Source organism: Blastococcus jejuensis (assembly GCF_039534705.1).
Lineage (GTDB): Bacteria > Actinomycetota > Actinomycetes > Mycobacteriales > Geodermatophilaceae > Blastococcus_B > Blastococcus_B jejuensis.
In genome coordinates this window covers 499328-510019 of sequence record NZ_BAAAVV010000003.1, presented here as the reverse complement: position 1 = coordinate 510019, position 10692 = coordinate 499328, and the positions used below count along the sequence as shown (strand labels likewise).

The following is a 10692-nucleotide window of genomic DNA, read 5'->3' as shown; positions in this document are numbered from 1 at the left end:
GCTCCCGACTGTTCGACTACATCTGGGACTACAACAACCATCGGCTCCACTCGGCCCTCGGCTATCGCAGCCCCATCAGCTATGCCAAGCTCGCCGCCTAGCCGTCCGCCGAACCCGGGCAAGCCCAAGGTCCATCATGTCGAGGAATGGCTCGCCGACCAGGGCCCGACGTCGCTGGAGAACTCAGCCCTGCTGTGCGAGCGGCACCACACCAAGGTGCACCACGGCTTCCGGGTCGAACGACAACCCGACGGCACCTGGCGCACCTACCGCCCCGACGGCACCGAGATCCTGATCCACCAGCCGCTCCGGACCTGACTCACGCGAGCGCCCAGAAACCCCCGGTGAGCCCGAGGCCCTCGAGGATCGCCTGGTTCCGCTCGCGCGTGTGCGGTTGCCAGTCCGGTGACAGTCGGTCGTCCCACCAGGCCACGGCCAGCGCGGCCAGCGTCGTCACCGGAATCGTGGTGCCGGGAGCACGGTCACCCAGCCAGTGCCGCATGTGTTCTTCCGACCGGAAGAGGTTCATCGCGCCCTAGGTGAAGGCGATGTCGTCCCACCATCGGCGGGCCGGCACCAGGCAGTGGAACAGCAATGTCGTGTCGTCGGGCCGACGGTCGCGCACCTCGATCGTGAGCGGCTCCCCGCAGTCGGCGCATGCGGTCTCGATGCGTCCGTCGACGTGGAGGGCGGCGCAGATGCCGAACGCGTCCCAGGCGCAGTTGGCGAACCACCAGCGACCGTCGGCACGCACGCGGTAGGGCGTGGGGACGGCGCTGAACGGGTTGGCCATCCGGATCTCGGCGCCGGTCGCATCGAGCACGAGCGCATGGGCGGCGTGCAGCCGCTGCCACCCGGCGCGGACCGCATCCGCCGTTCGGCCCGTCGAGTCCGCGACCTCCGCCGCCGACGGCACCCGTCCCAGGGCGACGACCAGCCGGTAGGTCTCGTTGCGCAGGCTCAGGTCGTCGGGGTCCACTCCGTGGCTCCCTCAGACGTCGGGGCCGAGCGCCGGTCCGGACGGCACCGTCCCGGCGTTCTCCTTGAGCTCCACGAAGATCACGTGGCTCGGGGAGTCGCCGATGTTCTCGCCGGCGTGCCGCTGCGCCGGCAGCCAGCCGCTCAGTCCGGCCGGCAGGTCGACGTCCCGATGGCCGTCCCCGGCGTGCAGCCGCCGCCGGAAGCTGCTCAGCGTCACCATCACGCTGTCGGGGTGCTCGTGCGGGGTCGTGCGGTCACCGGGCACATCGGTGTACTCCAGGACGCGCACCCGCTCGTTCTCGAACACGACGCGGTAGTGAGCGGGATTCGTCGCGACCGGGTCCAGGCTCATGCCGGGTCACTGTGCACCGGCGCCGACCGGCTGAACAGGTCTTCGGATCCCGATCCGGGCTCGGCGTCCAACGTCTGGCCGCGAAGTTCAGGCAGACCCCAGGTGGCCAGTGCGCCCACGACGAAGAACGCCGCGAACACGCCGAACACCAGCCCGGAGCCACCGGCGTCGAGCAGCGGCGGCACGCAGAGCGGCGCGGCGATCGAGGCCAGCCGCCCGAAGCCTGCCGCGGCACCGGCACCCGAGGCCCGCAGCGCCGTCTGGTAGGCCTCCGGCGTCACGGCGTACAGCGCGCCCCACGCGCCGAGGTTGAAGAACGACAGCACCATGCCGGTGATCAGCACCGCGGTGTCGCCGTCGGCCGCGGCGAACATGCCGGCGCCGGCGGCCGAGCCGACCAGGAACACGGCCAGGGTCGGGCGCCGTCCCCAGCGTTCGATCAGGAAGGCCGCGACGGCGTAGCCCGGCAACTGGGCGAGGGTGATCACGAGCGTGTACCCGAACGACTTCACCAGCGTGAACCCGGAGCTGAACAGCAGGCTCGGCAGCCAGATGAACGCCCCGTAGTAGCTGAAGTTGATGCAGAACCAGACCGCCCAGAGCGACGCCGTCCGCAACCGGGAACCGCGCGCCCAGAGCGCGCTCCACCCGGCGGACTCCGTGGACGGGCGCAGCGGCGGCGAGTCGACCGGCGTCACTCCCGCGGCCGCCTCGAACCTCCTGACCGCGGCCTCCGCCTCGTCGACGCGCCCGCGGAGTTCCAGGAAGCGGACCGACTCCGGCAACCCCCAGCGGACGACGACGGCGTAGACCGCCGGCGCGGCACCCAGGGCGAAGGCCCACCGCCAGCCGTCGTCGCTCCCCGGCACCACGAGATAGCCGATCACGGCGGCCAGGGTCCAGCCGACCGCCCAGAAGGCCTCGAGCAGGACCACGACGCGACCGCGGACCTTCGCCGGCGCGTACTCGCTGACCAGCGTCGAGGCGACCGGAAGTTCGGCGCCGAGTCCCAGGCCGATGAGGAAGCGGAACACCAGCAGTGCCCCGACCGACCACGCCAGCGCCGCCGCCCCGGTCGCGACCCCGAAGATCAGCAGGGTGACCGCGAAGACCTGACGCCGCCCGAAGCGATCGGCCAGCAACCCGCCGAGCGTGGCGCCCAGCGCCATCCCGACGAACCCGATCGACCCGATCCAGGACAGCTCGCCGGGGGTGATGCCCCACTCCTCCTGGGCGAGCAGGGCCGCCATCACGAAGGAGATGAGGCCGACGTCCATCGCGTCCAGTGCCCAGCCGAGCCCGGAGCCGACGACCAGGCGACCGTGCTCCCGGGTGAACGGGAGCCGGTCGAGCCGCTCGGCGCGGGTGACGGGCGCGGCGGTCCGGGTCATGCGGGCAGTCTCTCAACCGGGTGCGCGACCTACCCGGCGAGCCGGGGGTTCCCGGAGCGCCCCGTCATCGGTAACCTCTCGGCTACGGTAACTCTCCTGTTACCGATGGAGGGATGAGGCGATGAGGTTCTACGAGACGGCGAGCAGGATCGATGCGTCACCGGAGGCCGTCTGGGCCGTGCTGTCCGACGGCGCCGCGTGGCCGAGCTGGGACTCCGGCGTCACCGCCGTCGACGGGCGGATCGCGCAGGGCGAGAAGATCACCGTCCGCTCCGAGGCGGCGCCGGGACGCGCGTTCCCCGTCACCGTCACCGCCCTGGAACCGCCGCACCGCATGGAGTTCCGCGGGGGGATGCCGCTCGGGCTGTTCCGGGGGACCCGCACGTACACGGTCACGCCGGAGGGAAACGGCAGCAGCTTCCGGATGCGCGAGGAGTACACGGGGCCGCTGCTGGGACTGATCTGGCGGTCCATGCCCGACCTCCAGCCCTCGTTCGACCGGTTCGGGGCAGGCCTCAAGCAGCGCGTCGAGTCCGGTGTCTGAGGCTCCGTCGTCCGGGGCTCCGTCGCGCGATCCGTTCGAGGCGCTGGGCGACCCGAACCGTCGGGCCATCCTCAGCCTGCTCGGTGCGGGGGAGCGGTCGGTCCACCAGATCGCCGAGCAGTTGCCGATCAGCCGGCCGGCGGTCTCCCGTCATCTCCGCCTGCTGAAGGAGGCCGGGTTCGTCAGCGAGGAGGCCCGCGGCACGCGGCGGATCTACCGGCTGCAGGACGAGGGTCCCGCCGCCGTCCGCGAGTACCTGGCCCGGGTGTGGGGCGAGGCCGGCGCGCGTTTCCGGCTCATGGCGGAGAACACGGAGGACCGGACGTGAGCGAGCCGCTGCGCTTCGCCTTCGACGTCGCCTGCTCCGTCGAGCACGCCTTCCGGGTCTGGACGGCGGGCATCGGCTCGTGGTGGCCGGCCGACCACAGCGTGAGCGGCGAGCCGGGGCTGACCGTCGTCCTGGAGCCCGGCGAGGACGGCCGGATCTTCGAACGCACCTCCGACGGTGCCGAGCACCAGTGGGGGGAGATCACGATCTGGGAGCCACCCCACCACCTCGGCTACCGGTGGTATCTGCGAGCCGACCGGGCCGACGCCACCGACGTGAGCATCCGATTCCTGTCGTCGGAGTCGGGCACCCGCGTCGAGATCGAGCACGACGGGTGGGAACGGCTCGGCACCCGCGGCGGCGCCTGGCGCGAGCGCAACCACCAGGGCTGGACGACGCTCCTGCCGCACTACCGCGACGCCGTCGCCGGCGGGTCGAGCTAGTCGCGCCCGACCTGCTCGAGGACCAGTTCGGCGACCCGCTCGGCGGCGAGCTCGGGGATCCAGTGCGTCACGCCGTCGAGCACCTCGAGCCGGTACGGGGCGTCGACGAACTGCTCGGTCGCCTCGGCCCCGGCCCGCCCGAGGAACGCGTCACCCGTGCTCCACACGTGCACCGTGGGCACCCGGACCTTCCCGACCCGATCGCGCGCGCTCAACGGCATCGCGCGGTACCAGCCGAGGGCCGCCGTGAGCGCGCCCGGCTCGCGCATCCGCGCCACGTAGTGCGCGGCCGCCTCCCGGGACAGCCCGCCGCCGCGCAGCATCCGGCGCAGGGGAGTGCCGCCGCGGGACAGCAGGAGCAGCTCGGGCACGAACGGCAGCTGGAAGACGCCCATGTAGTAGGAGCGCAGCGCCTGGTTGCTGGTCACCATGGCCCGGGCCATGGCCCCGGGGTGCGGCACGGAGATCGCGGTCAGGGTCCGGACCCGCTCCGGGTGCCAGGCGGCCATCGCCCAGGCCACCATGGCGCCCCAGTCGTGGCCGACGAGGTGCGCAGAGCCCAGCCCGGCGGCGTCGAGCAGGGCGACGACGTCCTCGACGGTCTCGCGGAGCCGGTATGCCGAGCGTCCGCGCGGCCGGGCCATCGGCGAGTACCCCCGCTGGTCGGGCGCCAGCGTGCGCAGCCCGTGCTCGTGCAGCAGGGGGACCACCTGGTCCCAGGCGGCCGAATCCTGCGGGAAGCCGTGCAGCAGCACGACCGGCTCCCCGTCCGGAGGCCCGCCGTCCCGGACATCGAAGGTCAGACCGTCCCGCTGAAAGCTCTCCACGGCCGAGATGGTGTCAGTGCCGCTCCGAGCGGGGGCCCGAAGGGTCGCCGTGACGAGCGGGGGCCCGAAGGGTCCCCCGAGGAACGGCGGATGCCGCCCTGCGAGGCGGCGCGACGAGCGGGGCCCGAAGGGTCCCCGAGAAGCGCCGGAAACGGCTCAACGCAGTAGGGGGACGGCAATTGGCCGCGGTCGTCGACCGGCAGGGAGACTGATGGACATGGAGCTGATCGTCCTGGTGGATGACGAGGGGCGGGCGATCGGCACCCTTCCCAAGGCGCAGGTGCACCACGGGGAGACGCCGTTGCACCGCGCGTTCTCCGCGTACCTGTTCGACGACGCGGGCCGGCTGCTGGTCACCCGGCGGGCGCTGGAGAAGGCCACGTTCCCCGGTATGTGGACCAACACCGTGTGCGGCCACCCGGGGCCGGGGGAGGACGACGGCGCGGCCATCGCGCGCCGGGCGGGCTTCGAGCTGGGCCTGGGAGTCACCGACCTGCGGCCGGCGCTGCCGGACTACCGGTATCGCGCCGAGTTCCGCGGCGTCGTCGAGAACGAGATCTGTCCGGTGTACGTGGGCCGGTTCACCGGCACCCCCGCGCCCGACCCGACCGAGGTCGCGGACTGGGAGCTGCTGGACTGGGCGGCGTTCCGACGGCGGCAGGAGTCCGAGGGCGACGCGTGGTCGCCCTGGTGCCGGGAGCAGGCCCTGCTGATCGAGGTCGCCGGCCTGGTGCCGTCCGGCTGACCTGCGATCAGACCGCGCGCAGGGCGGGCTTGGGCTGGGGCCAGTCCTGCTCGCCGACGAGGGCGCGCACGGCCTCTGCGTCGATGGGACGCGAGAACAGGTAGCCCTGGGCCAGGTCGCAGCCGAGCGCGCTGACGTGCTCCTGCTGCTGGGTGGTCTCGATGCCCTCGGCGACGGTGAGCAGGCCGAGGGTCGAGGCCAGCTCCACGATCGCGCGCGTGATGACGTCGTCGTGCGCGTCGCGGCCGAGACCGTCGACGAACTCGCGGGCCACCTTCAGCATGTCGATCGGGAAGCGCCGCAGGTAGGCCAGCGACGAGTAGCCGGTCCCGAAGTCGTCGATCGCGATGCGCACGCCGAGACCCTTGAGCTGCCACAGGGTGGCGGCCGCGGCGTCACGGTCGTGCATCAGGACGGTCTCGGTGATCTCGAGGACGAGCCGGAAGGGCTCGAGCCCCGAGGCCTCGAGGGCCTCCCGGACCTGGTCGACGATCTCGTCGTCGCCGACCTGGCGGGCCGACAGGTTCACCGTCACCAGCAGGTCGTTGACCGCCGGTGCCTCGGACACCCAGCGTGCGGCCTGGCGGCAGGCGTCGTTGAGCACGAGCTTGCCGATCTCGGTGATCAGGCCGCTCTCCTCGGCGAGCGCGATGAACTGGTCCGGCGGCCGCATCCCGTCGACCGGGTGCTGCCAGCGCACCAGCGCCTCGGCGCCGATCGGCCGACCCGTCGAGACGTTGATCAGCGGCTGGTAGACCGTCGTCAGCTCGCCGTTGCGGATGGCCGCCGCCAGCTCGGCCGTCGTGTCCTTGCGGCTCACCGTCGTGTCGCCCATGCCGGGCTCGTACACGACGAAGTCGGTGCCGGCCGAGCGCTTGGCGACGTACATCGCGATGTCCGACTGGCGGACCAGGGTGTCGGCGTCCGGCGTCTCGGTGTCGCCCAGGGCGACGCCGATGCTGGCGCCGACGGTCGCGACGACGCCCTCGCCGAGGATCACCGGCACGTCGAGCTGCGTGCGGATGCGGTCGATGACCCGCGCGATGCCGAACCGGTCGATGGGACCGTTCAGCAGCACCGCGAACTCGTCACCGCCCAGACGCGCAGCGGTGTCGGCCGGGCGCAGGCAGCCGCGGAGGCGGTCGGCGACCGTGCGCAGCAGTGAGTCGCCGGCCTCGTGGCCGAACGTGTCGTTGACCGGCTTGAACCCGTCGAGGTCGATGTAGAGCACCGCGGGGTGGATGCGGGTCCGGCCGGCGGTGTCGACCGCGTGCCGCGCCCGGTCCAGGAACAGGGTGCGGTTCGGCAGACCGGTGAGCGGGTCGTGCAGCGCCTGGTGCCGCAGCTGCTCCTTGAGGTCGGTCACCTGGCGGAGGTTCTCCTCCAGGCGGCCGCGCTCCAGGGACGTCGCCACGTGCCGGGCGAAGGTGTCGAGCAGTGCGAGGTCGCTCGAGCTGAAGGTCGTGACGTCGCCGAGGCGACCGCCGACCAGCAGCAGACCGTGGACGCGGTCGTCGGTGCGCAGCGCGGCCGCCATGGCGTCCTTGAGCCCGCGACCGCTGGCGTAGGCGTCCAGCTGCTGGCCGCGGCCCGAGCTGGTCCGCGTGGTCAGCGCACCGGAGGCGGTGGCCAGCCGGAGCAGGCGGTGGTGGTCCTCGGGGTCGTCGAGCGGTGCCATGACGACTCCCTCGGCACCTTCGCGGCTGCGGCTCACCGTCGCGCCGTCCCGGCCGGCGGGGCCGAGCAGGACGAGCTCGGCGAGCTCCGCGCGGAAGGCCGAGCGGACCGACGCCAGGAAGTCGCCGATCGCCTCCTGCGTGTCACCGCTGGCGTGCAGCAGCGAGGTCACCTCGTGCAGCAGGCGCAGGTTCTCCTGCTGCTCGCGGGCGTGGGTGTACGCCCGGTAGGCGGCCACGATGAGGAAGGTGGGCAGCGCCAGCAGGGCCAGCGCGGCCGGGTCGCTCGCCGCGGAGCGGGCGAGCACCAGGCCGACCGCCGCGGACCCCAGGGTGAAGGGCAGCGACAGGGCCAGCATCTCCACCAGCGGCTGCAGGTGCGCCCGCCCCTCGGAGAGGCTGATGACGGCGAAGATGCACAGGTCGGACACGACGGTGGTGGTCAGGATGGCCACGAGCGCGGCCAGCCAGTCCCACGCGCCGACCGCCGGGCCGGACAGGAAGGCGAACATCGCCGTGGCGATGCTGCCGCCCAGCGCGTACTGCGCAATGTTGAAGGCCAGCTTCAGGCCGCGCTGCTTGCGGTAGAGCAGCAGCGTGGCGCCGGCACCGACGACCTGGGCGATGACCAGGTCCTGCGGCGCGGCCAGGATCAGGCCGGCGCCGAGGACGAGGTCGCCGACAGAGAAGGTGTGCGCCTCCGTCTGCCACTGGACGTGGACGACCAGCGCCTCGGAGACGGCGAACGCGACCACCCACAGCACCCAGGGCAGGACGACCGCCGTGGGGGCGTCGGGAAGCGTCCGGACGACGAGGAAGAACAGGGCCAGCCCGGCCGCCGCGAGGGACGCGGTGAGCAGGGTGATCCGCTGTGAGGGGCTCAGACGGGGCCGGTCGGCACCGGGGGCCTGGCCGCTCTCGACGGTCGCGGTCATCGCTGGACGCCTGGGTTGGGAGGAGCGAGCTCGGCGACGGCGAGCAGGACGGACACGCCCGGTCGATCGCCGTCCACCGGCGTGACCTGGGGACGTCCCCACGTGTTGCTGCTCATTCCGTGCACCTCCTTGTGAGAGCTCCGGTTCCGCACTTCCGTGTGCGGGATGGATGTCGGCAGGAGCCGATGGGTCCTTGACGCTTGCGGTACTTGATCGGTTGCGATGTCCCCCGAGGGGGTGAGGGCGGTCACGCGGTGGTTGCCCGTCCTCGTCGGTCGTGCTCGTCGCTCCGCGCGGAGCGCCCACTGCGGGGGCAGAGCGGTGGGCGCTCCGTGCGGGTGTGCAGGTGGCGGGGCGGACAGCGAACCGGCAGTCGATGCCGCCGGCCGCTGTCCGCCGCCGCTCTGGGTGGGGCTTACGCCCAGTCGCGACCGGACCAGGTCATGCCCGACCAGGTCATGCCCGACCAGGTCATGCCGGACCAGGTCATGCCGGACCAGGTCATGCCGGACCAGGTCATGCCGGACCAGGTCATGCCGGACCAGGTCATGCCGGACCAGGTCATGCCGGACCAGGTCATGCCGGACCAGGTCATGCCCGACCACGTCATCCCGGTGAGGGTCTGACGCCAGTTGCCGCCGTTGCGCAGGCCCTCGGCGAAGGCACGCGAGTCGAACGCTCGACCACGAGCGTCGACCTCGCCGCGGACCTCCACACCGCCCACCTTGACGTGCACGGATCCACGGGAGAGCTCGAGCGAGCCCACACCGGTGGAGAGCGCGAACGTCTGGTCTGCGACCGGAGTCGCGGTGTTCTTGGCGGTGCGCAGGTCGATCAGACCCTCGCCCTGGGCGGTGGCGCCGGCGTTGGGCAACGGCTGGGCCGTGTCCATGAGCAATGCCTTCACCTGGTCCGGAGTGATCCCGGGACGCTGCGAGATGAGCAGCGCCGCGGCCCCCGAGACCACCGCAGCGGCCTGGGAGGTGCCGCTACCGCGGAACAGCCGCTCCCCGACGCGGGCAGCCGGGAACTGCTGGTCCAGGTAGGAACCAGGAGCGCGCAGGCTGACCACGCTGGCGCCGGGCGCCAGGATGTCGGGGTTGCGGGTGCCGTCACCGTCGTTGGAGAAGGGCGACACGACGTCGTCGGCGGTGGTGGCGGTGCCGTTGGTGGTGGCGCTGCCGACGGCGATCAAGTAGGGGTCGTAGGCCGGGTTGTTGACCTTGCCCGTGCCGAAGCCCTCGTTGCCGACGGCGACGACGACGACGATGCCCTTGTGCCAGGCCTGCTCGGCTGCGAAGGCCAGCGGGTCGAGCAGGTAGTCCTGGACACCGTCGGTGCCGAACGACATGTTCAGCACCCGGATGTTCAGACCGTTCTTGGCCTTGTTCTGGACGACCCAGTCGATGGCCGCGATGGCCTGCGAGACGTCGGTCTGACCGTTGGCGTCAGCGACCTTGATGCTGACGATGCGGGCGTCCGGCGCCATGCCGACGAAGTCCGACGAGTTCCCGCTCACCGAGGTGGCGGACGAGTCGCGACCGGCGATGATGCCGGACATGTTCGTCCCGTGCCCGTAGGTGTCCAGGTTCTTCGCCGAGCCGTTGGCCTCCATGGTGAGGTCCGGGCCATAGACGATCTTGCCGGAGCCGGACAGGCCGTCGACCGGGACGATGCCCGAGTCGACGACGGCCACGTCGACGCCGCGGCCGGTGTAGCCCGCATCCCAGAGAGCCGATGCACCGGCGACCTCGTTGGCCAGCGTGAAGAGCGAACCGGCCTGGGCCGCCTGCGACTCCACGTCGGCGCTCTGCAGAGCGAGTCCGGCGTCCTCGGTCACCGACTCCACGCCCGGCACCGAGCGCAACGCGTCGAGCCGGTCGACCGGCACCTCCGCGGTGAACCCGTTGATGATGCCGAGCGCGCGCCCGACCTCGCCGCCGTAGCCCTCGACGGCGCGCTCCGGCGCGTTGCCGGCGCCGTCGAGCTCGCGGACGATCACCGACACCAGGTCGGCCGAGGACGGCTGGGCCGTCGTCGCGGCGCTGGCCGGGCCGGCGACGCCGGCGGCCACGAGCGTGGCCACACCGACGGTCATGGCCCGCTTCGCGTACATGGGGAGGCCGCCCCAGGTCACGCCGTAGTTCGGCGCGTCCAGGTCGGGTCCCCGCTGGTTGCTGCTCATTCCGTGCACCTCCTTGTGTGAGCTGAGGTCTGCACGTCCCTGTGCAGAACCGATTGCTTGTGCACGACCCAAATCGGCGCCGGCAGCGTGGTACTTGACGGTTTCGGTCCGTGGCCACCCGCCCGGGTGAGGGTGTGGGGAGCTGCGCAGACGACTCGGAGCGCTCGCGGCAGGGGCATGGCCGCGAGCGCTCCGCTTCGTGTTGCTCGTGTGCGTGCGGTGACGGGCTGCGGGCAGCGGCCGGAGGGGAAGGTCCCGACCGCTGCCCGAGCTCGTCGTGGGTGG

General features: G+C 72.1%; 12 protein-coding genes and 1 pseudogene. 6 read left to right on the top strand and 7 right to left on the bottom strand.

Features of this window, described 5'->3' with window-relative positions:
• The first annotated feature begins 8 nt into the window (after positions 1-8).
• Both ABD644_RS22705 and ABD644_RS09555 read left to right on the top strand, forming a co-directional pair.
• The gene (locus ABD644_RS22705) at positions 9-101 is read left to right on the top strand and encodes an IS3 family transposase (RefSeq protein ID WP_425547417.1); all 93 of its coding nucleotides are present in this window, start codon (positions 9-11) and stop codon (positions 99-101) included.
• 28 nt (positions 102-129) lie between these two features.
• Positions 130-318: pseudogene (locus tag ABD644_RS09555) on the top strand (HNH endonuclease); the annotation flags it as partial.
• 1 nt (position 319) lies between these two features.
• Here ABD644_RS09555 and ABD644_RS09550 read toward each other — a convergent pair.
• Genes ABD644_RS09550 through ABD644_RS09535 form a run of 4 tightly spaced genes read right to left on the bottom strand, consistent with a single transcriptional unit; the run spans position 320 to position 2724 of the window.
• A complete protein-coding gene (locus ABD644_RS09550) occupies positions 320-502 on the bottom strand; it encodes a hypothetical protein (protein ID WP_344688604.1) in 183 nt (60 codons plus the stop codon).
• A 33-nt stretch (positions 503-535) separates the two neighbouring features.
• On the bottom strand, positions 536-979 hold the full coding sequence (gene merB, locus ABD644_RS09545; RefSeq protein WP_344688603.1) for an organomercurial lyase: 444 nt from the start codon (positions 977-979) through the stop codon (positions 536-538).
• Between the two features lie 12 nt (positions 980-991).
• Positions 992-1333 carry a cupin domain-containing protein gene (locus ABD644_RS09540; RefSeq protein WP_344688601.1) on the bottom strand — a complete coding sequence of 114 codons (342 nt, stop codon included), beginning with the start codon at positions 1331-1333 and terminating at the stop codon, positions 992-994.
• Positions 1330-2724 carry an MFS transporter gene (locus ABD644_RS09535; RefSeq protein WP_344688599.1) on the bottom strand — a complete coding sequence of 465 codons (1395 nt, stop codon included), beginning with the start codon at positions 2722-2724 and terminating at the stop codon, positions 1330-1332. The genes ABD644_RS09540 and ABD644_RS09535 overlap by 4 nt, the downstream gene beginning before the upstream one ends.
• Positions 2725-2845: 121 nt before the next feature.
• Here ABD644_RS09535 and ABD644_RS09530 point away from each other — a divergent pair, with 121 nt between their 5' ends.
• From ABD644_RS09530 to ABD644_RS09520, 3 genes are read left to right on the top strand one after another with little or no spacing between them, the layout of a single operon-like run.
• A complete protein-coding gene (locus tag ABD644_RS09530; RefSeq protein WP_344688596.1) occupies positions 2846-3268 on the top strand; it encodes an SRPBCC family protein in 423 nt (140 codons plus the stop codon).
• Complete coding sequence (locus ABD644_RS09525) at positions 3261-3596, top strand: ArsR/SmtB family transcription factor (protein WP_344688594.1); 336 nt, start codon at positions 3261-3263, stop codon at positions 3594-3596. The genes ABD644_RS09530 and ABD644_RS09525 overlap by 8 nt, the downstream gene beginning before the upstream one ends.
• The gene (locus ABD644_RS09520; RefSeq protein WP_344688592.1) at positions 3593-4039 is read left to right on the top strand and encodes an SRPBCC domain-containing protein; all 447 of its coding nucleotides are present in this window, start codon (positions 3593-3595) and stop codon (positions 4037-4039) included. The genes ABD644_RS09525 and ABD644_RS09520 overlap by 4 nt, the downstream gene beginning before the upstream one ends.
• Here ABD644_RS09520 and ABD644_RS09515 read toward each other — a convergent pair.
• Positions 4036-4866 carry an alpha/beta fold hydrolase gene (locus tag ABD644_RS09515; protein ID WP_344688590.1) on the bottom strand — a complete coding sequence of 277 codons (831 nt, stop codon included), beginning with the start codon at positions 4864-4866 and terminating at the stop codon, positions 4036-4038. The two genes, ABD644_RS09520 and ABD644_RS09515, sit on opposite strands and share 4 nt — an antisense overlap.
• 217 nt (positions 4867-5083) lie before the next feature.
• Here ABD644_RS09515 and idi point away from each other — a divergent pair, with 217 nt between their 5' ends.
• Positions 5084-5611, top strand: coding sequence for an isopentenyl-diphosphate Delta-isomerase (gene idi, locus ABD644_RS09510; protein ID WP_344688588.1), 528 nt, complete (start codon positions 5084-5086; stop codon positions 5609-5611).
• 7 nt (positions 5612-5618) lie between these two features.
• On the opposite strand, the gene ABD644_RS09505 is transcribed toward idi, so the two are convergent.
• Both ABD644_RS09505 and ABD644_RS09500 read right to left on the bottom strand, forming a co-directional pair.
• Positions 5619-8222, bottom strand: coding sequence for a putative bifunctional diguanylate cyclase/phosphodiesterase (locus ABD644_RS09505; RefSeq protein ID WP_344688586.1), 2604 nt, complete (start codon positions 8220-8222; stop codon positions 5619-5621).
• A gap of 415 nt (positions 8223-8637) precedes the next feature.
• Positions 8638-10407: a S8 family serine peptidase gene (locus tag ABD644_RS09500; RefSeq protein WP_344688584.1), complete on the bottom strand. Its 1770-nt coding sequence runs from the start codon at positions 10405-10407 to the stop codon at positions 8638-8640.
• Between the last annotated feature and the right edge of the window lie 285 nt (positions 10408-10692).

Coding starts and splice junctions, on each gene's coding strand:
- ABD644_RS09530 (WP_344688596.1), top strand. CDS start 2,846: ATGAGGTTCTACGAGACGGCGAGCAGGATCGATGCGTCACCGGAGGCC.
- idi (WP_344688588.1), top strand. CDS start 5,084: ATGGAGCTGATCGTCCTGGTGGATGACGAGGGGCGGGCGATCGGCACC.
- ABD644_RS09500 (WP_344688584.1), bottom strand. CDS start 10,407: ATGAGCAGCAACCAGCGGGGACCCGACCTGGACGCGCCGAACTACGGC.
- ABD644_RS09550 (WP_344688604.1), bottom strand. CDS start 502: ATGCGGCACTGGCTGGGTGACCGTGCTCCCGGCACCACGATTCCGGTG.
- ABD644_RS09535 (WP_344688599.1), bottom strand. CDS start 2,724: ATGACCCGGACCGCCGCGCCCGTCACCCGCGCCGAGCGGCTCGACCGG.
- ABD644_RS09540 (WP_344688601.1), bottom strand. CDS start 1,333: ATGAGCCTGGACCCGGTCGCGACGAATCCCGCTCACTACCGCGTCGTG.
- ABD644_RS09505 (WP_344688586.1), bottom strand. CDS start 8,222: ATGACCGCGACCGTCGAGAGCGGCCAGGCCCCCGGTGCCGACCGGCCC.